A 23,031-nucleotide genomic window follows, 5' to 3' on the forward strand; every position below is an offset into this window, starting at 1 on the left:
CTCGACTCCTCAGGTCGCGGGGACGACGACGGGCTTGATGCAGCCGTCGAGCTTGCTGGAGAACAGGTGGTAGCCCTCGGCGATGTGGTCGAGGGGGATGCGGTGCGTGATGATCTCGCGCGGGCTGATGTGGCCGTTGCGGATGTGCTCGAACAGTCGGGGCCACTGGCGCTTCACCGGGCACTGGTTCATCCGCAGGGTCAGTCCCTTGTTCATGGCGTCGCCGAACTTCACCGCGCTGAACATCGGGCCGTAGGCGCCCACCACGGCCACGGTGCCGCCCTTGCGCACCGAGTCGATCGCCCAGTTCAGTGCGATCGGCGATCCACCCTGCAGCTTGAGCTTGGCGGAGGTGACGTGCTGGAGGAGGTTGCCGTCGGCCTCGGCGCCCACCGCGTCGATCACCACGTCGGCGCCGATGTCGTCGGTGATCTTCTTCAGGTGCACGACGACGTCGTTCACGTGGCCGAAGTGCACGGTCTCGGCGCGGGCGAACCGCTGGGCGAACTCCAGCCGGTCGGACAGGTGGTCGACCACGATCACGCGGCCCGCACCCATCAGCCAGGCCGACTTCGCGGCGAACAGCCCCACCGGGCCGGCGCCGAAGACGACCACCACGTCGCCCTCGTGGATCCCGCCGAGCTGCGCCCCGAAGTAGCCGGTCGGGAGCGCGTCGGTGCACATCAGCGCGTCCTCCTCGTGCATCCACCCGGGGATCACCGTGGGACCGACGTCGGCGAACGGCACGCGGACGTACTCCGCCTGGCCGCCGTCGTAGCCGCCGCTGGTGTGCGAGTAGCCGTAGATGCCGCCGACCGCCGTGGCGTTCGGGTTCACGTTGTGGCAGTTCGAGTACAGGCCCTTGGCGCAGAAGTAGCAGGTCCCGCAGAAGACGTTGAACGGCACCATGACGCGGTCGCCGGGCTTGACGTTCCGCACCGAGGGACCGACCTCGTCCACGACGCCGATGAACTCGTGCCCGAACGTGGTGCCGACGCGCGTGTCCGGCATCATCCCGTGGAACAGGTGCAGGTCCGAGCCGCAGATGGCGGCGCGGGTGACGCGCACGATCGCGTCGTTCGGGTGCTCGATCCTCGGACGGTCCTTCTCCTCGACCCGGACCCGGTAGGGGCCTCGGTACACCATCGCCTTCATGCGGTTCCTCCCATCGGCTCGACTGGCGGCAGCGAGCCGGCGCCCGGTGCCCTGCTGGTGGTGCTGCTCTCGCCCATCCGCAGCGGCGGCAGCATCTCGATGCGTCCGGCGAGGCGCGCGAGCGCGGCGCTCGCCCGGGTGGCCGGATCGCGCAGGCGCTCGGACCGGCGGGCGACGCGGTCGAGGTTGTCGCGTGCGCGATCCGTGAGGGTCAGGGGCAGCGCGGCGATCGCGTTGCCCGGGGGCCGGCGGGCCACGACGGGATGCGGGCGCGTCGGCGCGATCCTGCGGACCACCTCCCAGGCCACCCCGAGGAGCCGGAGCCGTCCGACGGACACGCGCTCCTGCAGCCGCGGGAACAGCTCGTCCTCCTCGTCGCGGACGTCGTCCTGCAGCACCCGCGTGAGGCGGTCGAGCAGCGGCTCACGACGCGGGTCGTCCTGTCCCAGCTCCTCGAGCGACGTCCAGATCTCGTTCACCTCCTGGTGCTCCTCCTCGACCTGGAGCGTCAGCGCCTCACCGTCGGGCAGGACGCGACGCATCACGGGCCAGAGCACGGACTCCTCGGCGAAGGCGTGGGGAAAGACCAGCCGGGCGATCCGCCGCAGCACGCGCTCCTCCTGGTCACCGGGCGGGGTGACGGCGAGCTCCTGCAGCAGCCGGTCGAGCCGGACGTGGTCCTTCTTCTGGCGCGCCAGGACGCTGAGCGGGCCACCCAGCTGCGCGCGACTCTGGTGGGCGAGTGAGGTCATGGCCGGGGTGTACCCACGGTCGCGCGAGCGACACCCCCTTGCCGAGGGTGATCTCGGCGCCGGCCCAGCCACGTCGCGAACAGCGCGACGGCGAGCAGGATCTCGGCGACGTCACCGCCGTAGTACATCCACTGCGCGGCCCGCTGCATGTCAGCGACGGTGAAGTCGCTCCCGGGCGGGAGCTCGCCCGCGCGGGCGTAGAGCAGCTTCGCGAGGAACGCGTGGGCCGCCCCGGCGAGGACCAGCACCACGACCCGCAGGGTCATCGAGGGCCGTCGGGGCGCGGGGTCGGGCCCGGCGATCGACCACGCGAACAGGTAGCCGGCCACGAGGAAGTGCGCGTGCACCAGGTGGTGGACGGCAGGGCTCTGCGCCGACAGCGCGAACAGGGGCGTCAGGTAGAGCACGAACATTCCGCCGACGTTCAGCAAGGCCGTGGTCACCGGATGGGAGAGCACGTGGAAGGCCCGGGTCCGCAGCAGCGCGGTGACCCGGCGCGCGGCCGGCGGCGCCAGCACCGTCAGCAGGAGGGTCACGGGCGCCCCGAGCACGAGGCCGATCGGCGCCAGCATGCCGAGCAGCAGGTGCTGCACCATGTGGGCCTGCGCGGTGTGCGCGTCGGCGAGCGGCGGCGCGAGCGCGAGGGCGATCCCCACGGCGCCGGCGGTCCACGAGGCCGCCCGCCACGCGCTCCACGCCCGGCCCCGACGCTTCCGGTGCAGGAGGGCGGCGCCCAGGTAGGCGCCCACCAGCACGAGCAGCACCAGGAGCGGCGGGAGCCACGAGGACGAGCGCTCCGCCGCGTGCGCCGCGGGGGGCCTCACCGACGCGGCCTCGACCGCCGGCGCCACAGCAGCAGGCCACCGGCGGCCAGCAGCAGCACGGCGATCGCCCGCCAGGGGGGGGCGTACGGGAGGATCTCGACGCCGTAGCGGATCTGGTGCAGCCCGAGCAGCTTGTGGTTGACCAACCCGTCCCACAGCTGGAAGGCGCCCATCCCGAGCAGCAGCCCGGCCCACGCCGCTCCCGGCCGCAGGGTGCGGCCGCGCCGCTGGTCCACCAGCACGAAGAAGCCGGCCACCATCGCCACGACCGAGCCGGCATGCAGCAGGCCGTCGGACACGAGCCCCGCGGCCGTCGTCGACTTGTCGTAGAAGTGGTGCCAGCGCAGCAGCTGGTGCAGGACGATCTCGTCGATCGCCGCCACCAGACCCAGCCCGATGAGCACACCGCCCCAGACGGAGCGCCCGGGTGCGGCGGGCCGGGACGTGCGGATGTCGTCGTTCACGGTTCCTCCTCTGCGGGGCGGGTACCCGCTCGCCCGGCGACCTACGCGGCGAGCGTGAATGCGACGTCGCCGAACGGGTACCGAACAGGTGTCCGCAACACCGAAAGGAACTCATCATGGCCACGCGATCGTCCATGACAGCGACCCCGATGCAGACCGCCGCCGCGGTGGTCGGTGGGGTCTTCCTGCTGGTCGGCATCCTCGGTTTCATCCCGGGCATCACGACCGACTACGACACGATGCAGTTCGCCGGGCACGAGTCCGAGGCGATGCTGCTCGGCATCTTCCAGGTGTCGATCCTGCACAACATCGTGCACCTGCTCTTCGGCGTCGCCGGCCTCGCGCTGGCCCGCGCGTGGAACACCGCACGGCTCTACCTGATCGGTGGCGGCGTCATCTACGGCGTCCTGTGGTTGTACGGCCTGCTCATCGACAAGCAGCACCAGGCGAACTTCGTGCCGCTCAACACGGCCGACGACTGGCTGCACCTCGTGCTCGCGGTCGGCATGATCGCGCTCGGCCTGCTGCTCGGCCGCAACGTCGGTCGTCCCGACACCGACGGCCGTGGCGTGGGTCGCGGGGACGCGGGCCGCAACCGCGGTCGGGGCCCGAAGCTCTGATGGTCGGCTCGAAGCAGTCCGCACCGCTCGCGGTCCGGGTGACCCAGCGGATCGAGGGTGCCCGTGTGCTCGACCCCGCCGTCCGGGCGCTCGGCCCGGCGGCGGGGCGGCTCATCGGCACCGAGGGGCGCCGTCGCCTGCTCCAGGGCGACTGGCTCGGTCACGCGATCCATCCGCTGCTGACTGACCTGCCGCTGGGCTTCTGGACGTCGGCGTCGGTCCTGGACCTCGTCGGCGGAGACGAGGCGCGTCCGGCCGCGCGACGGCTGGTGGGCCTCGGCGTCCTGTCCGCGATCCCCACGGCGATCACCGGGTGGGCCGAGTGGGGCGGGATTTCGCGCCGGCCCGAGCGGCGGGTGGGCGTGGTCCATGCGGTGGCGAACGTCGCCGCCGTGGTGGCCTACACGGCGTCCTGGCGTGCCCGACGCCGCGGGCAGCACGCGAAGGGCCGGAACCTCGCGCTCGCCGGAGCGGCGGTCGCGGCCGGGGGCGGGTACCTCGGCGCCCACCTGAACGAGGTGCGCGAGGTCGCCACCAAGCACCCGGCGTTCGAGTGACCGGGGCGGCCGCGCCGCGGCTGCTGACGATCGGCCACGGCACGTCGGACCGGGCCGACCTCACGCGACGGCTCCACGACGCCGGCATCGAGGTGCTGGTGGACGTGCGGCGCTTCCCCGGCAGTCGGCGCAACCCCGACGTCTCCCGTGTCGCGCTCGCGGACTGGCTGCCCGGGGAGGGAGTCGCGTACGTCTGGGAGGAGCGGCTCGGCGGCCGCCGCCGCGTGCCTGCGGAGGCTGGTGACGCCGATGCGTGGTGGCGCGTCGAGGCGTTCCGCGCCTACGCCGCGCACACGCGTACGCCGGAGTTCGACGCGGGCCTGCGCGACGCGCTCGCCCGTGCCGAGAGCGCCGTCACGGCCGTCATGTGCTCGGAGTTCGTGTGGTGGCGGTGCCACCGCCGGCTGGTCTCCGACGCCGCGATGCTCGTCCACGGCGTGCCCGTCCACCACGTCATGCCGGACGGCCGGGTCCAGGCCCACGAGCCGAGCGAGGGCGCGCGGCGCAGCGGCACGGGTCTCGCATACCCGAGGGCTCCGGAGGCGGTGGAACCCCTTCGGGGCTAGCGTGACGGGCGAATCGACCCGGGAGGTGGATCGTGGCCGACGCGCCCGAGATGCAGGTTCCGACGCTGGAGGGGGTGGCCGGACCGCGTGAGGCACGCGGGGCCCGGCGGTGGCGGCGACTCGGCCTCGTCCTGCTGACGCTCGTCGTCGCGATGAGCTGCCTGGGCTGGCTCGGCCCGCGCGAGTCCACCGTCACCGACGGGACCGGCCGGCTGACCGTCACCTACCCCCAGCTCGCTAGGTCCGGGACGGAGTCGGGGCTGATGGTGGAGGTCGAGGACGTGGAGCCCGGGACCGCGGTGGTGATCGAGGTCCCGGTGGCGGTCATCGACCGGCTGGGCCTCGAAGGCATGACGCCCGAGCCGCTCGTCCAGACCTCGGCCGGCGACGCGGTGCGCCTGCGGTTCGCGGCGCCGCCGGGCGGAGACTTCTCGGTCCAGTTCGCCGGCCGCCTGCCCACCCGGGCCGACCTCGGCCCGCTCTCGTTCGACGTGCGCGTCACCAGTGGCGCCGACGAGCTGACGGTCGACACACGGACGTGGGTGCTGCCGTGAACATCGTCCTGAGTGCCGCGGTCGTCTTCCTACTGATCTGGATCGTGATGCGGGTCGTCGGCAAGCGCGAGCTGAGCGAGCTGTCCGCGTTCGACTTCGTGATCCTCGTCGTGATGGGCGATCTCGTCGCGGAGGCCGTGATCGCCGAGGACACCTCGATCACGGGTGCCGTCGTGGCGGTCTCGACCTTCGCGCTGCTGACCGTCGTCGTCTCGTGGATCTCGTGGCGGCTGCCGTCGAGACGGAAGGTCTTCGAGGGTGTGCCCGTGCTGCTGATCCGCGACGGCGAGCTCATCGAGGAGACCCTGCGGATCGAGCGGCTCAACACCGCCGACGTGCTGGCGGCCGCCCGCCAGGAGGGCATCGAGCGCCTCGACGACGTGAAGTGGGCCGTGCTGGAGCAGGACGGCAAGTTCTCGTTCTTCGTCGAGACCTCCGACCGCTGAGCGGCGCGGGACGTGTAGCACCGCAGGAGGCGGGTACGTCTCCCACGGACCACGACATCGACAGTGAGGTGGGGACATGAAGGCTGTGACCTGGCAGGGCAAGCGCGACGTGCGAGTCGAGACGGTGCCGGATCCGACGATCCAGGACGACACCGACGCGATCATCGAGGTGACCACCACCGGCCTGTGCGGCTCCGACCTGCACCTGTACGAGGTGCTCGGACCGTTCATGACGCCCGGCGACATCCTCGGTCACGAGCCGATGGGCCGGGTCGTCGCCGTCGGCAGCGGCATCACGAACCTCGAGGTGGGCGACCGCGTCGTCGTGCCGTTCCAGATCGCGTGCGGATCGTGCTGGATGTGCACCCGCGACCTGCAGACCCAGTGCGAGGTCACGCAGAACCGCGACACCGGGATGGGCGCGTCGCTGTTCGGCTACTCCAGCCTCTACGGCGCGGTGCCCGGCGGTCAGGCCGAGCTGCTGCGCGTCCCGCACGCCGACTACGGGCCGATCAAGATCGAGTCCGACCTCGACGACGAGCACTTCGTGTACCTCTCGGACGTGCTGCCGACGGCGTTCCAGGCGCTCGAGTACTCGGCCGTGGGGGAGGGCGACACGCTGCTCGTGATCGGCCTCGGTCCCATCGGCGACATGGCCGCGCGTCTCGCGCTGCACCGCGGCGCACGCGTCATCGGCGCCGACCTCGTGCCCGAGCGGCTCGCCCGCACGGCCGCCCGGGGTGCCGAGACGTACGACGTGACGAAGGTCGACGTGGCCGAGGTCGTGCGTGAGGCCACCGGAGGACGTGGCGCCGACGGCGTGATCGACGCCGTGGGCATGGAGGCGCACGGCTCGCCCGTGGCGCAGGCCGGCCAGACCGCCGTCGGCTTCCTGCCCGACTTCCTCGCGCGCAAGGCGATGACCACCGTGGCCGTCGACCGGCTCGGTGCGCTGCACCTCGCGATCGACGCCGTGCGCCGGGGCGGAATCATCTCGCTGAGCGGCGTCTACGCCGGCACGATCGACCCGATCCCGATGCAGACGCTGTTCGACAAGCAGGTCCAGCTGCACATGGGCCAGGCGAACGTGCGGCGCTGGGTGAACCAGGTGAAGCCGCTGGCCGAGGACTCCTCGGATCCGCTCGGCCTGGCCGACTTCGCCACCCATCGCGTCCCGCTCGACGAGGCGCCGGCGGCCTACAAGAACTTCCAGGACAAGACCGACTCGACGATCAAGGTGCTCTTCAAGCCCTGATCCGCGCCTGCGGGGTCACCGCAGGACGCAGAACTCGTTGCCCTCGGGGTCGCGCAGCACGACGAAGGGGTCGTCGGGGGACTGGCCCACGTCGGCGTGGCTGGCCCCGAGGGAGACGAGGCGGTCGACCTCGGCGTCCACCTCGCCGTGGTTGACGCGCAGGTCGGGGTGGGCGCGGTTCTTCGTGGTCTTCGGGTCACCGGCGTGCTGGATCCACACGGTCGGGGCTCCGCGCGGGGCCGCGGCCGGGGGCAGCAGGTGGCACGTCCCCTCGCCGTTGTCGTCGGTCTCGATGTGGTAGCCCAGCGCCTCGGACCAGAAGTCGGCCATCAGCTCGATGTCGTGGGCGTCGATCGTCCACTGGGTGACGGAGCACGTCATGACGCTTCCTCCTCGTGGTGGGGGTCGGTGCGGCGGATCAGGTCGGCCATCACGGCCGCGAGGTCGAGGGAGTCACCGGCCACGGCGCGCTGGCGGTCGGCGCCGGTGCCCCGGGTGAGGAGCCGGTGGATCCCGTCGGTGACCCGGTCGCGGGTGCCGGCCTCGTCGAGGGAGGCCCCGATGGTCTTCACGAGGGAGTCGAGGGCCTGCTCGGCCGGGACGAACGCGCGCGTGACGGGGTCGAAGAGAGTGCCGCCGAGGCCGTCGTGGCGTGCGCGCCAGCGGGCCGCCTTCAGCGTCTCGAGGCGCCACGGCGCCGGCTCCGTCGGCTCCTTGGCCAGGGTCGTGACGAGGCCGCGTGTCACCTCCGCGACGAGCAGCGCGTCCTCCACGTCGGTGCACGCGTCGGCCACGCGCACCTCCACGGTCGGGAACCGCTCGGCGATGCGCGCGTCGAGGTAGAGCATGTGCTCGTCGAGGGCGGCCCCCGACTCGATCAGCTGCGCCACGACCGCACGGTAGGTCTCGAGGTCGCCGAAGGTCTCGACCGGTCCGGCGGTGGGCCACGTGTCCCACAGGTGCCCGCGCCAGCTGGCGTGGTGCGTGTCGCGGCCGTGGAAGAACGGGGCGTTCGCCGAGAGCGCGGTCAGCAGGGGCGTCCAGGGCCGGAGCGCGTCGACGACGTGGATCGCGTCCTCGTCCGCGACCTCCACGTGGACGTGCATGCCGCACGTCATGCCGTTGCGGCCGATCTCCCCGTAGCGGGCCATCATCCGGGCGTAGCGCGACTCGGGCGTGGGGCGCGGCTCGCTGCCGCCGAGCACGTCCACCGGCACCGCGACGGCGTTCAGTCCCACGGCCCTGGCGGCCGCGACCGCCGACGAGCGCTGGGCGACGAGGTCCTCCCGGAGCCCGTCGGGGTCCTCGTGCGGGCCCGTCTGCAGCTCGATCTGCTGGAGGAACAGCTCATGGTCGAGCTGCTCGTCCGGACCGAGTCGGCGGTGTGCCCGGACCACCGCCTCGGACTCGGGAACGACGTGCCCCCGGTCGTCGACGACGAACAGCTCCTCCTCGATGCCCACGCGATTCACGCCGGGCACGTACCCCGTGGGGACCGGCGCGAAACCGCGAGGGAGGTCACACGGCGCCGTCCTGCGCCTCGACCGCGTCCGCGAACTCGCAGAACGCCTCGTAGGCGCGGGCCCCGTGGACGGTCCCCGGACCTCCGCGCATGGCGATCGCCACGCCGATGGCCTCGGCGGCCTGCTGGCGGGTGGCGCCAGCCCCGGCCGCGGCCTGGCTGTGCGTGGCGATGCACCCGTCGCAGCCCTCGGCCACGCCGATCGCCAGGGCGATGAGCTCCTTGGCCGCACGATCGAGCTCGCCGTCGGCGAAGGCCGCCTTCGAGAGCTCGCCGTACCCGCGGTAGACGTCGGGGATGGCGCGGTACAGCCGACGGTGCTGGGGAGCGAGCTCGTGCAGGACGGCCTCCCCGTGAGCGGATTCCGTGGGGTGGTCGTGGCTCATGGTGTCCTCTCGACGGGCCGCACGTCCTCGCCCTCGGGAACGTGGTCGTGACGGTAGCCCAGTCCGGGGACGGGCACGAGAGGAGAGCCGCGGTAACCCACGTCACCTCAGTCGGGAGCGCCGTCCTGCTCGGCCACGTCGGGCCGCGTGGGGCTCTGGGGCATGTCGTGGACGTCCTCGGAGGTCGTCGTGTCGGTGTCAGGAGGCGTCGGGTTGGCCGCCGTCTCGCTCACCGTCCCGCCGTCGTCCTGGCCCTCGTCCGGGCGTTCGGAGTCCTGGTGCGATTCGCGCGGATCAGTCGTCATGGCGCTGAGGTACCCGGCGTCGAGGTCTTCACTCGCGCGCGCGGGGGATTGGTCCGGGCGCAGGCGGGTACCTCACGGGCACCCGCCGACTTCTAGGAGACTGCATGGACCCCAGCAAGGCTGCGAAGAACATCAAGGATGCCGTCGAGACCACGGCCGAGAAGGCGCTGGACAAGGCCGCCGAGCTCGCGACGCCCGACATCCCCGGTCGCCCCGGCCCCCACCCCACCAGCTTCGACGAGCCCACCGAGCCGCGCGAGCCGCTGCCGCCCAAGGGCGACCAGAGCGCCCCGGACACCCGGTCGGCCACCGGCGCCCACTCCGGTGCTCCCGAGGACGTGCGCACCCAGCAGGGTGCCTTCCTGACCACGTCGCAGGGCGCGCGACTGCGCGACAGCGACCACTCGCTCAAGGCCGGCCCGCGTGGCCCGATCCTCATGCAGGACCACCACTTCCGCGAGAAGATCACGCACTTTGACCACGAGCGCATCCCCGAGCGAGTCGTCCATGCCCGCGGCGCGGGCGCCCACGGCATCTTCGAGGGCTACGGCACCGCGGCCGACGTCACCCACGCGGCCTTCCTCCAGGAGGGCGTCACGACGCCGGTGTTCACACGCTTCTCGACGGTGCTGGGCTCGCGAGGCTCGGCCGACACCGTCCGCGACACCCGAGGGTTCGCCACGAAGTTCTACATCGAGGAGGGCACGTTCGACCTCGTCGCGAACAACATCCCGGTCTTCTTCATCCAGGACGGCATCAAGTTCCCCGACGTCATCCACGCCGGCAAGCCGCACCCGGATCGTGAGATCCCGCAGGCCCAGAGCGCGCACGACACCTTCTGGGACTTCGTCTCGCTGCACACCGAGGCGCAGCACCACACGATCTGGAACATGTCCGATCGCGGCATCCCGCGCTCCTACCGGATGATGGAGGGCTTCGGCGTCCACACGTTCCGGATGGTCAACGCCGAGGGCGGCACCTCGCTGGTGAAGTTCCACTGGAAGCCGAAGCTGGGCGTGCACTCCCTCACGTGGGAGGAGGCCCAGTTCATCAACGGCATCGACCCGGACTTCCACCGCCGCGACCTCGCCGACGCGATCGAGGCCGGCGCCTTCCCCGAGTGGGAGCTGGGGATCCAAGTGTTCGAGGACAACCCCGAGCAGGAGTTCGCCGGCATCGACCTGCTCGACCCGACGAAGATCGTCCCCGAGGAGCTCGCGCCCGTGCAGCCGATCGGCCGGCTGACGTTGAACGCGAACCCGACGAACTTCTTCGCCGAGACCGAGCAGGTCGCGTTCCACCCCGGCCACCTGCCGCCGGGCATCGACGTGACCGACGACCCGCTGCTGCAGGCGCGCCTGTTCTCGTACATCGACACGCAGATCACGCGCCTCGGCGGACCGAACTTCTCGCAGATCCCGGTCAACCGGCCGCACGCGCCGGTGAACGACATGTTCCGCGACGGCTTCCACCAGCACGCGGTCCACGCCGGCGTCGCCCCGTACAAGCCGAACTCGCTCGACGGCGGCTGCCCGTTCTTCGCCGGGGCCGACGACCGCGCGTTCGAGGACACGCCCGTGAAGGTCACCGAGTCGACGAAGGTGCGCGCCAACCCGGCCACGTTCGACGACCACTTCAGCCAGGTGCGGCTGTTCTGGGCGAGCATGAGCCCGGTCGAGAAGGAGCACATCATCCGTGCCTACTCGTTCGAGCTGGGCAAGTGCTACGAGGACGCGATCAAGGCCCGCCAGCTGCAGCACCTGGCCAACATCGACCCGGTGCTGTGCCAGGAGGTCGCCACGGCGCTCGGCATGCCGGCCCCCGAGCCGACGGTCGAGCTGACGCCGGAGACGCCCAGTCCCGCCCTCTCGCAGGTGGGCGGCACGTGGCCGGCCGACGGCCGGATGATCGGCATCGTGGTCGATCCCGACGGTGAGCTCGGTGGTGTCGAGGCGCTGCGCGCGGCGATCTTCTCCGCCGGTGCCGTCCCGCTCGTGGTCGGTCCGCACGGTGGCAAGGTCGGCCCGCTCACGGTGCAGCGCACCTTCGCGACCGGCCGCTCGGTCGAGTTCGACGCGCTGCTGCTCGCGGGTCACCCGAAGCCGGCACCCGATGCCGTGCCGTCGCGCGACGCCAAGTCGGGCGCGCCCGCCGGTCCCACGCTGGATCCGCGGGTGCAGCTGATGCTCGACGAGATGTGGCGTCACGCGAAGGTGATCGGCGCCTGGGGCGACGGCGTGGCCGCGCTCGAGGCGGCGGGCTACACGGGCGGACTCCCCGGCGTGGTGACCGGCGACGAGGCCGGTCCCGTGTTCGCCGAGGTGCAGGACCTCATGGCCTCCCACCGCGTGTGGGAGCGCTTCCCCGTGACCGTCGCGTGAACGGGGGACTGGCTTGAGTACCCGGTTCACCGCGCCCACCCGGCCCTCGGACGACCGTCCGGGGGCCGGGCGGGCGCGCACCGCAGCCGAGCCGCTGCGGATCGCGTCCGTCCCCTCGACCCACGTCTACGTGCGGCACCTGCGCCCGCCGGAGGGGCCGAGCCCGTTCGTGCACCTGCCCGATCCCGATCCCGACCACCCGTCGCGGTCGACCACGAGCAAGTGGTGGCCGCCGGTCATGCTGCGTCCCGAGTGGGCCGCGACCGCCGAGTTCGACGTGTTCCACGTCCAGTTCGGCTTCGACGCCTGCTCGCCGCAGGACCTGGAGCGGCTCGTGGAGGTGCTGCGGGAGCGAGGCAAGCCGCTCGTGTTGACCGCCCACGACCTGCGCAACCCCCATCACCCGACGCGGGAGCTGCACGACCAGCAGCTGGGCGTCCTCCTCACGGCGGCCGACGCGGTCGTGACCCTCACCAAGGGTGCGGCCGCCGAGATCCGGCGGCGGTGGGGCCGTGAGGCGCTCGTGATCCCACACCCGCACGTCGTCGAGCTGGACACGATGGCGCGGCTGCGGCGCGAGCGCGAGCAGCGGCGGACGGACGAGTTCCGCGTGGGCGTCCACATCAAGAGCCTGCGCGAGAGCATGGATCCGTTCCCGGTGCTGCGGGTGCTCGACGAGACGCTCGCCGAGCTGCCCGGCGCGGTGCTGCAGGTCAACGGACACCACGACGTGCTCGATGCCGACGGAGCCCGGCGCGAGCCGGTGCTGGCGGCGTGGCTGGAGGAGAAAGCCGCCGCCGGTCGCATCGACCTGCGCGTGCACGACTTCCTGCCCGACGCCCAGCTGTGGGAGTACCTCGCGAGCCTCGACGTGGCGGTGCTGCCCTACCGGTTCGGCACGCACTCCGGCTGGCTCGAGGCGTGCCGCGACCTCGGGACCACCGTGGTGGCCCCGAGCTGCGGGTACTACGCCGACCAGGGCCCGGTGCTCAGCTACGGCTTCGACGAGTCGCACTTCGACGCGGACTCGCTGCGGGAGGCGATCCGCTTCGCGCACGCCGCCCGGCCCGACCACGGTGCGGACGTCGAGGAGCGCCGCGCCCAGCGGCGCGAGGTCACGCTCGCGCACGCCCGCCTGTACCGGGAGCTGCTGACGTGAGGGGGCTGCGGATCTGCCTCATCGCGTCGAGTCGTTTCCCCATCAGGGAGCCGTTCGCCGGCGGGCTCGAGGCCCACACGCACGCGCTCGCGCGTCAGCTCACTGAGCGGGGCCACGAGGTCTCGCTCTTCGCGGCGCCTGGGTCGGACCCCGCCCTGCGGACGCGCGAACTGCCCGTGGCGTCGCTCAGTCACGACGACGTGAACCGCCCGGACCTGGACGTCACACCGGGGGCCTGGATGGACGAGCACCATGCCTACCTCGGGCTGATGCTCGACCTGGCCCGGAACCCGCACCACTTCGACGTGGTGCACAACAACAGCCTGCACCACCTGCCCGTGGCGATGTCCTCGATGCTGGCCGTCCCCATGGTCACGACCTTGCACACCCCGCCGGTGCCCTGGCTGGAGTCCGCGCTGCAGTACGCCGCCTCCGACAGCACGTTCGTGGCGGTCAGCCGGTTCACCGCACGGGCGTGGGAGCACGTCGCCCCGACCACGACGATCGCGAACGGCGTCGACGTGGACCGGTGGCGGCCCGGCCCGGGTGGAGGCGCGCCGATCTGGTTCGGCCGGCTGGTGCCCGAGAAGGGCCCGCACCTCGCGATCGACGCGGCCCGGGCCGCCGGGATGCCGCTGGACCTCGCCGGTCCGGCGATGGACGCCGACTACTACCGCGCCGAGATCGCCCCGCGGCTGGGCGGCGACGTCCGGTACCTCGGGCACCTCACCCACGAGCAGCTCCGCGCGAGCGTGGGGGCGGCCAGCGTGACGGTCGTGACGCCGACCTGGGACGAGCCCTACGGACTCGTCGTCGCCGAGGCGATGGCGTGCGGCACCCCGGTGGCCGCGTTCGCGCGCGGCGCACTGCCCGAGTTCGTCGACGACTCCGTCGGTGCCCTGGCCGCCCCGGGCGACGTGGCATCGCTGGCCGACGCGATCCGCGAGGCGGTCGGGCGTGACCGCCAGGTCGTGCGCCGGGTCGCGGTGGAGCGCTGCTCGATCTCGGCGATGGTCGACCGGTACGAGGACCTCTACCGCCGGCTCGCGGGTCCGATGGCCGCATGATCGGCTACTACGTCCACCACCAGGGCAGCGGCCACCTGCACCGGGCGACCGCGCTGGCCGCGGCGCTCGACGTGCCGGTGACGGGGCTCTCCTCGCTGCCGCGACCGGCGGCGTGGGCGGGGGAGTGGATCGAGCTCGACCGTGACGACCGGTGGGCCGACGAGCCGGGCGACACCGCCGGCGGCCACCTGCACTGGGCGCCGCTGGGCGAGCCGGGGCTCCGCTCGCGCATGGCGGCGATCTCGGCGTGGATCGCCGACGCGCAGCCGGCGGCCCTCGTGAGCGACGTCTCCGTGGAGGTGGCGCTGCTGGCGCGCCTGCACGGCGTGCCCGTGATCTCCGTGGTCCTCCCGGGAGACCGCGGCGACCGGGCGCACCGGCTCGGCCAGGCCGCGTCGAGCGCCCTCGTCGCCTTCTGGCCCGAGGAGGTCGAGGGCATGGTGCGGGGCGGCGTCGACCAGCGGCTGCACCGAATCGGGGCCGTCTCGCGATTCCCCGTCCGCGCGTCAGGGGTGGCGCGCAGCGGTGGGGTGCGACGCGTCGTGGTGCTCGGCGGACGCGGTGGCGGGGGCGTCACGGACGCGGACCTCGCCGCGGCGCGGGCGCAGACGCCCGGCTGGGAGTGGGAGGTGCTGGGCGGGGACGGCCCGTGGCTCGCCGACCCCTTCACGTCGATCTGCGACGCCGACGTCGTGGTGACGCACGCGGGTCAGAACGCGATCGCCGAGGTGGCCGCCGCGCGCCGGCCCGCCGTCGTGATCCCGGCCGACCGACCCCACGACGAGCAGCGCACCACCGCGCGCGCCCTGGCCGCCGGACCGTGGCCCGTGGTGGTGGAGCCCGAGTTCCCGGCGACCGGATGGGCCGACCGGCTGGAGCGAGCCTCGGCCCTCGACGGCTCCCGCTGGTCGCGGTGGTGCGACGGACGCGCGCCCGAGCGCTTCGCGGCGCTCGTCGGCGAGGTCGTCGGCGCGCAGGCGGCGCGATGACGTCGGTCGCGGTCATCACGGTCGTGCACGGCCGGCACGACCACCTGCGCCTGCAGGACGACTCCCTCGCGCTCAGCACCCGCCGGCCCGACGACCGGGTGCTCGTCGCGATGGACGACCCCGAGGTGCTGGCGTGGACGACCACCACCCCGCCGGAGCCGCTCACCGTCTCGGTGCCGCGGCACCCGGACGGGCTGCCGCTCGCCGCAGCCCGGAACGCCGGTGCCACCGCGGCGATCGACGCGGGCGCCGAGGTGCTCGTCTTCCTGGACGTCGACTGCCTCGTGTCGCCGGGGCTCGTCGAGGACTACGCCGACGCGGTGACGAGTGAGCCGGACACCCTGTGGTGCGGCCCGGTCACGTACCTGCCCCCGCCCCCGCAGGGCGGGTACCGCGTCACCGATCTCGGGGCGTGGGACAGTCCTCACCCCGCGCGACCCGCGCCGGCACCCGGTGAGCGCCTCGCCGGCGGCGACCCCGACCTCTTCTGGTCGCTCTCCTTCGCGCTGCACCGCGACGCCTGGCGATGGATCGGCGGCTTCCACGAGGGGTACGCCGGGTACGGAGGGGAGGACACCGACTTCGCCCAGTGCGCCGCCGCGGCCGGCGTCGGCATCGGGTGGACCGGGGGAGCGCGTGCCTTCCACCAGCACCACCCCGTCCAGCGGCCCCCGGTGGGCCACCTCGACGACATCCTGCGCAACGGCCGGCTCTTCCGCCGCCGCTGGGGACGCTGGCCGATGACCGGCTGGCTCGAGCAGTTCGAGGAGCGCGGCCTGGTCGAGCGCGTCGGCGACGACTGGGTCCGGGTGTGAGACGGGACCGCCGGGGTACCTGCAGCACATGAGGATCGTCATCACCGGCGCCAGCGGGAACATCGGATCCGCGGCCCTGCGAGAACTGTCCGCCGGAGGCGACCACGAGCTCACCGCCGTGGCCCGACGCCTCCCCGACCTCGACGATGCCGGTGCGGCGTCCGTGCGCTGGCACGCCGCGGACGTGTCGCACGACGACCTCACGACGGTCTTCACGGGTGCCGACGCCGTGGTGCACCTCGCGTGGAAGTTCCAGCCCACCCACCGCCAGGACGTCACGTGGGCGACCAACGCGGTGGGCACGCGGCGGGTGCTCGACGCCGTGGCCGAGGTGGGCGTGCCGAAGGTGATCTGCGCGTCCTCGGTCGCGTCGTACTCCCCGGTCGAGCACGACACGCCGGTGGACGAGACGTGGTCGACCGACGGCGCCTCCGAGGCGACCTACTGCCGTGAGAAGGCCTACGTCGAGCGCACCCTCGACGGCTTCGAGGGTCGTCATCCCGAAGTGAGCGTCGTCCGGTTGCGGCCCGCGTTCGTCTTCCAGCGCTCGGCCGCCAGCGAGCAGCGCCGCATCTTCGGCGGCGCGCTCGCCCGGCCGTCACTGCTGGACCGCAGGCGCATCCCGATCCTCCCGCTGCCCGCCGGACTGCGGCTCCAGGCGATCCACGCCGGTGACGTCGGCCGGGCGATCCGGGCGGCCGTGGAGCGGCCGGTCAGCGGGGCCTTCAACCTCGCCGGCGAGGGGGTGCTCCGCCGGGACGAGCTGGGCGAGCTCTTCGGGGCGCGCACCGTCGAGGTGCCCGCCCGGCTCGCGCAGGCGGCACTCGGGGCGGCCTGGCGGATCCACGCCCTTCCCGTGCCGGGCAGCCTGCTGGGCGCCCTCATGCACGTGCCGCTGATGTCCACCGAGCGGGCCCGCACCGAGCTCGGCTGGACGCCCGAGCACTCGGCCTACGACGCCGTCGACGCCCTCCTCTCGGGCCTGCCCGAGCGCGCCGGCAGCACGATGCCGCCGCTGCATCCCTGATCGAGGACCACGCATGAGCCGACTGCTGAGCGCCGTCCCCGGCCTCGCCGCCCGGGCCGGTGGTGCCGTGCTGGAAGGGGCCACCCACGCACTCGCCCTGGTCCGGAGGGCACCCAAGCCGCTGCACCCGCGCGGCACGGTCTGGGAGGCGGAGCTGATCCGCACCGGCAGCCTGCTGCCCACGGGCGTGCCCTGGCTGGACGAGCCCGGCACCGAGCGGGCGATCGTCCGGGTGTCCGCCGCGATCGGGCTGCCGCACGGCTGGCCCGACCTCCAGGGACTCGCGATCCGGCTGCCCGAGCAGGACGACGCCGACGTGCTGCTGGCCAGCACGGGGATGGGTCCGCTCACCCGCTTCCTGCTCCGGCCGGTGAAGTCGTCGGGCTGGCACCTGTCCACGACGCTGCTGCCGTACAAGGGCCCGGAGGGACCGCTCCTGCTGGCCGCCGCTCCCACGGGCGAGGGTCAGTGGGTGCTGCTGCGCGCCGAGGGGCAGGGTGCCTGGGTGGCCTTCGCGGTGCTGCGGCTGCTGAGCGAGACGGACGTGGAGCCGTCCTTCGACCCGGTGCTCCGGCCGCTGCCCGGCCTGACGAACTACGACTGGGTCGCCCGGCTCCGCGCCCCCGCCTACCGGGAGGCCCGCGAGGAGCGGGGCGAGGGGCCGGCGTCCGCCGAGGCGTGACAATGTGACGTAGGTCACAGTAGGGTGCTCGAATCGGATCTCGGGCAGTCCTTTGGGAGCCAGGCATGCGTCACCACCAGCGTCGTCCCCAGCAGCGTCGTCCTCTTCGTCTCCTCCTCGTCGGCACCGCCGGGCTGGCGCTCGTCGCCGGCGCCACGGTGGCCGCCGAGGCCGGATCGCCGCGCCACGGCACCTCCCTGCGGATCGAGGTGCTGTCCAGTGCGCCGAACCAGGTGTCCGCCGGCGACGCCCTGGTCGAGGTGACCGTGCCGCGGCAGGTGAGGCCTGCCGACGTGGTGATCCGCGCCGGGGCGACGAACGTCACCGACGCCTTCGCCGTCACCACCGACCGCACCTTGGTCGGGCTGGTCGGCGACCTGCGCACCGGCAGGACCACCCTGCGCGCCGAGGTGCGCCGGGGCGCCCGGCCGGGGGCCCGCGCGGCCTCGCTCACGGTCACCAATCATCCGGCCTCCGGCCCCATGTTCTCCGGCCCGCAGCAGCAGCCGTTCGTCTGCACCACGGCCCGCGGGCGCTTCGACGGACGCAAGATCCTCGGCCAGCCGATCGTGGACAACCAGGACCGCCAGGGCATCGCCGTGGCCCGCGAGGACGCGAACGGCGACTACCCGCAGGACGGGCGCGGCTACCCGACCGCCGCCGCCGAGACGGTGGGCTGGAGCGCGAACTGCGCCGCCGAGCGCCGCATCGGCTACGTCTACCGGTCCACCACCGACGATCGCTTCCACTGGCTCGACGATCCCGCGAACCCGCCGTCGGACACCGCCACGACCACCACGAAGGCCGGCAAGAAGGTTCCCTACGTCGTGCGCTGGGAGCGCGGCACCGTGAACCGGTTCGTCTACAGCATCGCCGCGCTGGCTCCTGTGGGCGACGCCGACCCGGAGCGCCCCGACACCTCGCTGTGGAACCGCCGCCTGGTGTTCAGCTTCCAGGGCGGCGTGGCGATCGGCCACACGCAGGGCACCACGAGCGACAGCGCGATGCTGCCCACGGACCTGCTCGGCCAGGGCTACGGCGTGATGTGGTCCAGCGGCACCCGCACGAGCACCCACTACAACCTTCAGCTCGGCGGAGAGACCGCGCTGATGCTGAAGGAGCGCGCGGTCGAGACGTACGGCGTGCCCGACTACACCGTGGCCGTCGGCGGCTCGGGCGGGGCGATCCAGCAGTACGTGTACGCGCAGAACCACCCGGGGATCATCGACGCGGCGATCCCGCAGTACTCCTACCCCGACATGGTCACGCAGGTCATCCACGTGGGCGACTGCGAGCTGCTGGAGTACTACTTCGACGCCACCGACCGCACCAACCCGAAGTGGAAGGACCCCGAGGTCCGCCAGGCGATCATTGGCCTGAACGGCACCAAGGAGCCGAAGAACCTCTCGGCGGGCGAGATCGCACAGTGGAACCAGCTGTACGGGGCGATGCAGGCGCTGGGCTACCAGGTCATGGACCGGGCGCCCGGCTCGGCGGCACCGCCGCTGATGGAGTGCAAGCCCGGCTGGTTCGGCCTCACGCCGCTGGCCCTGAACCCCACGTTCACCGACGTGGACGACCTCGACAAGCTGGCGCAGGGCACCGAGGGCGTCCAGTGGACCCACTTCGCCGACCTCGTGAACATCTACGGCACCGGGCCCGACGGCTACGCGCGGGTGCCGTGGGACAACGTGGGCGTCCAGTACGGGCTGAAGGCGATGAAGGACGGCGTCATCACCCCGGCGGAGTTCCTCGACCTGAACGCCAAGGTCGGCAGCTGGAAGGAGTCGCGCGACATGGTGCCCGAGGGTGCCCCGTTCGACGGCCCCACGACGCCGCAGAACTTCGACCCGTGGAGCTCGCGGAACATGAACCTCAGTCCCGACGGCACGACCCCCGCGCCTCGGCGCGAGGGCGACCTGAAGGCGATCCGCGCCGCCTACACGTCGGGCATGCAGTTCCAGGGCGACATCGACATCCCGATCATCGACCTGCGCCCGTATCTGGAGGACGAGCTGGACATGCACAACACCCAGCAGTCCTTCGCGGTCCGTCAGCGCATGCTCAACGTCGACGGCGACGCCTCGAACCAGGTGATCTGGTTCGCCGACGCCCGTCCGGCCCAGGACTACGACCCGACGCTGCGCGCGTTCGAGGTGATCGACGAGTGGATGGCGAACATCGCGAAGAACCCGCGCCGCGGCGTCTCGGGCAACAAGCCGGCCCGTGCGGTGGACACCTGCTTCACGACCTCGGGTGACGTGATCGCCGCCGGTTCGAAGGTCTGGAGCGGGATCATCGACTCCAGGGCGGCGGGGGAGTGCACCGAGCGGTTCCCGGTCTACTCGAGCTCGCGCCGGGTCGCCGGCGCGCCGTACGAGGGCGGGATCTGGAAGTGCGCCCTCCAGCCGGTCTCGAAGGCGGCGAGGGCCGGCCTCTACGGATCGTGGCGTCCCAGCCGTGAGGAGTTGACGCGCCTCGAGCAGGTGTTCCCCGACGGCGTGTGCGACTACCGCAAGGGCGACGTCGGCAAGCCGAAGCACCGCTGGGGCTGGGGCAAGGCGCGAGGCTGACGGCGCGCAGACCCGCGAGGCGGGCTACGTTGGAACCAACCTGAGGAGGCCGCAGTGACCGATCCAGAAGAGATGAAGGCCAAGTTCCGCGAGGCGCTCGACAAGAAGAAGGAGCGTCATCACGCCACGGCCGAGGGTGCCGAGCACGACGGCAGCGAGAAGTCGCACGGTGCCTCCAAGCCGATCGAGCAGCCGGAGTTCCGCCGCAAGGCGACCTGACCCCGACAGCTCTGTCGGGCCGGTCGAGTCAGAGCCGGACCCGCGTGCCGCTCGCCGGTCGCGTCGGCATCCGGCGGGCCGAGAAGGTGCGGTCCTGCGCCGGCAGCTCGAGCGAGTCGTGCCGCGCGAGCGCCTGCACGGTCAGCTCGAGCAGCCGGTTCGACACGCCCTCGCCGGGGCACCGGTGACCCGTCTCGCGCGGGCCGCCGCCCTGGGGCACGAAGGCGGTGACGTCGCACGGGTCCACGTCGAGGAACCGCTCGGGCCGGAACGCCCACGGGTCCTCCCAGTCCGCGCCGTGGTTGGTGCCGTGCACATCCAGCAGCACGCGCTGGCCTGCGCTGATCCGGTGACCGGCGTACACGGTGTCCCGGCGGGCGCGCGCCGCCAGCACCGGCACGAACGGGTAGTACCGGCGCACCTCGTGGCAGAAGGCCTCCGCCACGGCGGACTCTCCTGACGCGTCCTCGGCGCGGATGCGCTCGCACCACTGGGGATGCTCGACGAGGGCCAGCGCCGCGAACGACGCCAGCCACGACACCGCCACGGTCGGGCGCAGGATGTTCAGCAGCTCCACCGCGGCCGTGCGCTCGGGCAGTGGCCGGCCGTCGGCGTCGACGAATCGCGCCACCGCCGACAGCCACGACCCGGCGGGAGCGGCGGGGGCCTCACGCTCGCGGCGGACCAGGTCCGCCGCCCACCGGTCGCACCGGCGGCGGGCCACCGTGGCCCGCAGGTAGGGCGTCCCCATCGTGCCGAAGCCGTCCACGATCGTGGCCAGCCAACGCGCGTGGCGGCTCTTCTCGGCGTCGGACTCGTCGATCCCCGCCCACTCGATGATGCTCGAGCCGAAGATGTCGACGGCGTCGGAGTAGACCTCGCCGCCACCGGTGGCCTCCCACTGCTTCACCCGCCGCTCGAGGCGGGTGCCCGCGATGTCGGTGAGGCGCTCGAGTGCCGGCTCCGTCAGCGCGGGGAGGAACAGCTCCTTGCGATGGCGGGGGGGGGCGTCGTCGAGGCCGTGCACCGCGCCCGGGCCGAACAGCGACAGTGCGATGGGCGCCGGGACGGCGAGGTGGCGCATCAGACGGCTCTCGTCGTAGAAGAAGCGCACGCCCTCCGAGCCGGTCACGAGCAGCGCGGGCCGGCCGAGCAGGCGGATCGGGACGGCGCCCTCGTCGTACAGGCGGTGCCGCTCGGTCTCGGTGAGGGCGGCCGTGAAGAGGTAGCCCTGGCGGGCGAGCAGGACGGACCGTTCGCGCAGGAGACTCATGCATGGGGGTTACCCGGTTGCCGCCGACGTGAAACGAGGCGTCGCGCACGCTCCCGAGGGAGCGCACGCGACGCCTCGCGTCGCTTCTCGTGTCAGATGACGCCGAGGGCCAGCATCGCGTCGGCCACCTGGGTGAACCCGGCGATGTTGGCGCCCGCGGCGTAGTTGCCGGGGGTGTCGTACTCGTCGGCGGTCTCGAGGCAGCGGTCGTGGATGCCGCGCATCGTCTCGGCGAGGCGCTCCTCGGTGTACTCGAACGACCACCGGTCGCGCGAGGCGTTCTGCTGCATCTCCAGCGCGCTGGTAGCGACGCCGCCGGCGTTGGCGGCCTTGCCGGGGGCGAACGTGATGCCGGCCTCGGAGAACAGGCGCACGGCGTCGGGCGTGCACGGCATGTTCGCGCCCTCGGCCACGATCGTGCAGCCGTTCTGCGCGAGGACGGCGGCGTCCTTGTCGTCGAGCTCGTTCTGCGTGGCGCACGGCAGGGCGATGTCGCACGGGACGCTCCAGATGGAGCCCTGGCCGAGCTCCGCGGACTCGCGCTGGTCGACGTAGTCGCAGATGCGGCCGCGCTGGACCTCCTTGACCTCCTTGAGCAGCTCGAGGTCGATGCCCTGCTCGTCCACGACGAAGCCGCTGGAGTCGGAGCACGCCACCACGATCGCGCCGAGCTGCTGGAGCTTCTCGATGGCGTACGTGGCCACGTTGCCCGAACCGGAGACGACGACGCGCTTGCCGTCGAACGACTCGCCGCGCGAGCGCAGGATCTCCTGGGCGAAGAACACGGTGCCGTAGCCCGTGGCCTCGGTGCGCACGAGCGAGCCGCCCCACGTGATGCCCTTGCCCGTCAGGACACCGGACTCGTAGCGGTTGGTGATGCGCTTGTACTGGCCGAAGAGGTAGCCGATCTCGCGGCCGCCCACGCCGATGTCGCCGGCCGGAACGTCGGTGTACTCGCCGATGTGGCGGTACAGCTCGGTCATGAAGGCCTGGCAGAAGCGCATGATCTCGCCCTCGGAGCGACCCTTGGGATCGAAGTCCGAGCCGCCCTTGCCGCCGCCGATCGGCATGCCGGTGAGGGAGTTCTTGAAGATCTGCTCGAAGCCGAGGAACTTGACGATGCCGAGATAGACGCTGGGGTGGAACCGCAGGCCGCCCTTGAACGGGCCGAGCGCCGAGTTGAACTCCACCCGGAAGCCGCGGTTGATCTGCACGTTGTTCTGGTCGTCGACCCACGGGACGCGGAAGATGATCTGGCGCTCCGGCTCACACAGGCGACGGATGACCGCCGCGTCGGTGTAGGCCGGGTGCTTCGTGACGACGGGTCCGAGACTGTCCAGCACCTCGCGCACGGCTTGGTGGAACTCGGTCTCCCCGGGGTTCCGGTGGAGCACTTCGTCGTAGATCGTTCCGAGGCTCTCGTGCAAGGTCACCAGGCTT

25 protein-coding genes are annotated in these 23,031 nt (G+C 72.4%); 15 read left to right on the forward strand and 10 right to left on the reverse strand.

Translation table 11 applies throughout. From position 1 onward, the window contains the following. Positions 1-9: 9 nt before the first annotated feature. Genes H1W00_RS14095 through H1W00_RS14110 form a run of 4 tightly spaced genes read right to left on the reverse strand, consistent with a single transcriptional unit; the run spans position 10 to position 3,195 of the window. Complete coding sequence (locus H1W00_RS14095) at positions 10-1,155, reverse strand: zinc-dependent alcohol dehydrogenase (RefSeq protein WP_181756465.1); 1,146 nt, start codon at positions 1,153-1,155, stop codon at positions 10-12. After that, positions 1,152-1,907 carry a hemerythrin domain-containing protein gene (locus tag H1W00_RS14100; protein WP_181756466.1) on the reverse strand — a complete coding sequence of 252 codons (756 nt, stop codon included), beginning with the start codon at positions 1,905-1,907 and terminating at the stop codon, positions 1,152-1,154. Before H1W00_RS14100 ends, H1W00_RS14095 begins: the two co-directional genes overlap by 4 nt. Beyond that, positions 1,904-2,731 carry a cytochrome c oxidase assembly protein gene (locus H1W00_RS14105; protein WP_181756467.1) on the reverse strand — a complete coding sequence of 276 codons (828 nt, stop codon included), beginning with the start codon at positions 2,729-2,731 and terminating at the stop codon, positions 1,904-1,906. The genes H1W00_RS14100 and H1W00_RS14105 overlap by 4 nt, the downstream gene beginning before the upstream one ends. Continuing rightward, positions 2,728-3,195 (reverse strand): DUF2243 domain-containing protein, encoded by a 468-nt coding sequence (locus H1W00_RS14110; protein ID WP_181756468.1) that lies wholly within the window; start codon positions 3,193-3,195, stop codon positions 2,728-2,730. Before H1W00_RS14110 ends, H1W00_RS14105 begins: the two co-directional genes overlap by 4 nt. A 116-nt stretch (positions 3,196-3,311) precedes the next feature. On the opposite strand from H1W00_RS14110, the gene H1W00_RS14115 reads away from it, so the two are divergent. The 6 genes from H1W00_RS14115 to H1W00_RS14140 all read left to right on the forward strand — a co-directional run bounded on the left by H1W00_RS14115 (position 3,312) and on the right by H1W00_RS14140 (position 7,193). Further along, the gene (locus H1W00_RS14115) at positions 3,312-3,815 is read left to right on the forward strand and encodes a DUF4383 domain-containing protein (RefSeq protein WP_241733208.1); all 504 of its coding nucleotides are present in this window, start codon (positions 3,312-3,314) and stop codon (positions 3,813-3,815) included. Next, a complete protein-coding gene (locus tag H1W00_RS14120; RefSeq protein WP_181756469.1) occupies positions 3,815-4,372 on the forward strand; it encodes a DUF2231 domain-containing protein in 558 nt (185 codons plus the stop codon). The genes H1W00_RS14115 and H1W00_RS14120 overlap by 1 nt, the downstream gene beginning before the upstream one ends. Further along, entirely contained in the window at positions 4,369-4,938 is a 570-nt protein-coding gene (locus H1W00_RS14125; RefSeq protein WP_181756470.1) for a DUF488 family protein, read from the forward strand. Before H1W00_RS14120 ends, H1W00_RS14125 begins: the two co-directional genes overlap by 4 nt. Positions 4,939-4,970: 32 nt before the next feature. Continuing rightward, the gene (locus H1W00_RS14130) at positions 4,971-5,492 is read left to right on the forward strand and encodes a hypothetical protein (protein ID WP_181756471.1); all 522 of its coding nucleotides are present in this window, start codon (positions 4,971-4,973) and stop codon (positions 5,490-5,492) included. After that, the gene (locus H1W00_RS14135; RefSeq protein WP_181756472.1) at positions 5,489-5,938 is read left to right on the forward strand and encodes a DUF421 domain-containing protein; all 450 of its coding nucleotides are present in this window, start codon (positions 5,489-5,491) and stop codon (positions 5,936-5,938) included. The genes H1W00_RS14130 and H1W00_RS14135 overlap by 4 nt, the downstream gene beginning before the upstream one ends. Positions 5,939-6,014: 76 nt before the next feature. Continuing rightward, positions 6,015-7,193 carry an alcohol dehydrogenase catalytic domain-containing protein gene (locus tag H1W00_RS14140; protein WP_181756473.1) on the forward strand — a complete coding sequence of 393 codons (1,179 nt, stop codon included), beginning with the start codon at positions 6,015-6,017 and terminating at the stop codon, positions 7,191-7,193. A gap of 15 nt (positions 7,194-7,208) precedes the next feature. Here H1W00_RS14140 and H1W00_RS14145 read toward each other — a convergent pair whose 3' ends face one another. The 4 genes from H1W00_RS14145 to H1W00_RS14160 all read right to left on the reverse strand — a co-directional run bounded on the left by H1W00_RS14145 (position 7,209) and on the right by H1W00_RS14160 (position 9,406). Continuing rightward, positions 7,209-7,574, reverse strand: a complete 366-nt coding sequence (locus tag H1W00_RS14145) for a VOC family protein (RefSeq protein ID WP_181756474.1) — start codon at positions 7,572-7,574, stop codon at positions 7,209-7,211. Beyond that, on the reverse strand, positions 7,571-8,656 hold the full coding sequence (locus H1W00_RS14150; RefSeq protein WP_181756475.1) for a glutamate--cysteine ligase: 1,086 nt from the start codon (positions 8,654-8,656) through the stop codon (positions 7,571-7,573). The genes H1W00_RS14145 and H1W00_RS14150 overlap by 4 nt, the downstream gene beginning before the upstream one ends. A 55-nt stretch (positions 8,657-8,711) precedes the next feature. Continuing rightward, complete coding sequence (locus H1W00_RS14155; protein WP_181756476.1) at positions 8,712-9,101, reverse strand: carboxymuconolactone decarboxylase family protein; 390 nt, start codon at positions 9,099-9,101, stop codon at positions 8,712-8,714. A 107-nt stretch (positions 9,102-9,208) separates the two neighbouring features. Further along, positions 9,209-9,406: a hypothetical protein gene (locus tag H1W00_RS14160; protein WP_181756477.1), complete on the reverse strand. Its 198-nt coding sequence runs from the start codon at positions 9,404-9,406 to the stop codon at positions 9,209-9,211. Positions 9,407-9,510: 104 nt separating this feature from the next. Here H1W00_RS14160 and H1W00_RS14165 point away from each other — a divergent pair, with 104 nt between their 5' ends. The 9 genes from H1W00_RS14165 (at position 9,511) to H1W00_RS14205 (ending at position 20,318) form a co-directional block, all read left to right on the forward strand. After that, positions 9,511-11,787, forward strand: coding sequence for a catalase (locus tag H1W00_RS14165; RefSeq protein WP_181756478.1), 2,277 nt, complete (start codon positions 9,511-9,513; stop codon positions 11,785-11,787). A gap of 13 nt (positions 11,788-11,800) precedes the next feature. Beyond that, positions 11,801-12,946: a glycosyltransferase family protein gene (locus H1W00_RS14170; protein WP_241733209.1), complete on the forward strand. Its 1,146-nt coding sequence runs from the start codon at positions 11,801-11,803 to the stop codon at positions 12,944-12,946. Then, on the forward strand, positions 12,943-14,013 hold the full coding sequence (locus H1W00_RS14175) for a glycosyltransferase (RefSeq protein WP_181756479.1): 1,071 nt from the start codon (positions 12,943-12,945) through the stop codon (positions 14,011-14,013). The genes H1W00_RS14170 and H1W00_RS14175 overlap by 4 nt, the downstream gene beginning before the upstream one ends. Continuing rightward, a complete protein-coding gene (locus H1W00_RS14180) occupies positions 14,010-15,002 on the forward strand; it encodes a glycosyltransferase (protein ID WP_181756480.1) in 993 nt (330 codons plus the stop codon). Before H1W00_RS14175 ends, H1W00_RS14180 begins: the two co-directional genes overlap by 4 nt. After that, positions 14,999-15,817 carry a glycosyltransferase family 2 protein gene (locus H1W00_RS14185; RefSeq protein WP_181756481.1) on the forward strand — a complete coding sequence of 273 codons (819 nt, stop codon included), beginning with the start codon at positions 14,999-15,001 and terminating at the stop codon, positions 15,815-15,817. The genes H1W00_RS14180 and H1W00_RS14185 overlap by 4 nt, the downstream gene beginning before the upstream one ends. 28 nt (positions 15,818-15,845) lie before the next feature. Continuing rightward, complete coding sequence (locus H1W00_RS14190) at positions 15,846-16,844, forward strand: NAD-dependent epimerase/dehydratase family protein (protein WP_181756482.1); 999 nt, start codon at positions 15,846-15,848, stop codon at positions 16,842-16,844. 13 nt (positions 16,845-16,857) lie between these two features. Continuing rightward, positions 16,858-17,526, forward strand: coding sequence for a hypothetical protein (locus tag H1W00_RS14195; protein WP_181756483.1), 669 nt, complete (start codon positions 16,858-16,860; stop codon positions 17,524-17,526). 65 nt (positions 17,527-17,591) lie between these two features. Next, positions 17,592-20,099: a DUF6351 family protein gene (locus H1W00_RS14200; RefSeq protein WP_181756484.1), complete on the forward strand. Its 2,508-nt coding sequence runs from the start codon at positions 17,592-17,594 to the stop codon at positions 20,097-20,099. A 54-nt stretch (positions 20,100-20,153) separates the two neighbouring features. Next, entirely contained in the window at positions 20,154-20,318 is a 165-nt protein-coding gene (locus tag H1W00_RS14205; RefSeq protein ID WP_206680085.1) for a DUF5302 family protein, read from the forward strand. Between the two features lie 28 nt (positions 20,319-20,346). Here H1W00_RS14205 and H1W00_RS14210 read toward each other — a convergent pair whose 3' ends face one another. Then, positions 20,347-21,591: a cytochrome P450 gene (locus H1W00_RS14210; protein WP_181756485.1), complete on the reverse strand. Its 1,245-nt coding sequence runs from the start codon at positions 21,589-21,591 to the stop codon at positions 20,347-20,349. 92 nt (positions 21,592-21,683) lie between these two features. Continuing rightward, positions 21,684-23,018 carry an NADP-specific glutamate dehydrogenase gene (gene gdhA, locus H1W00_RS14215; protein ID WP_206680106.1) on the reverse strand — a complete coding sequence of 445 codons (1,335 nt, stop codon included), beginning with the start codon at positions 23,016-23,018 and terminating at the stop codon, positions 21,684-21,686. Between the last annotated feature and the right edge of the window lie 13 nt (positions 23,019-23,031).

The sequence above is a fragment of the Aeromicrobium phoceense genome, assembly GCF_013868155.1.
Classification (GTDB): domain Bacteria; phylum Actinomycetota; class Actinomycetes; order Propionibacteriales; family Nocardioidaceae; genus Aeromicrobium; species Aeromicrobium phoceense.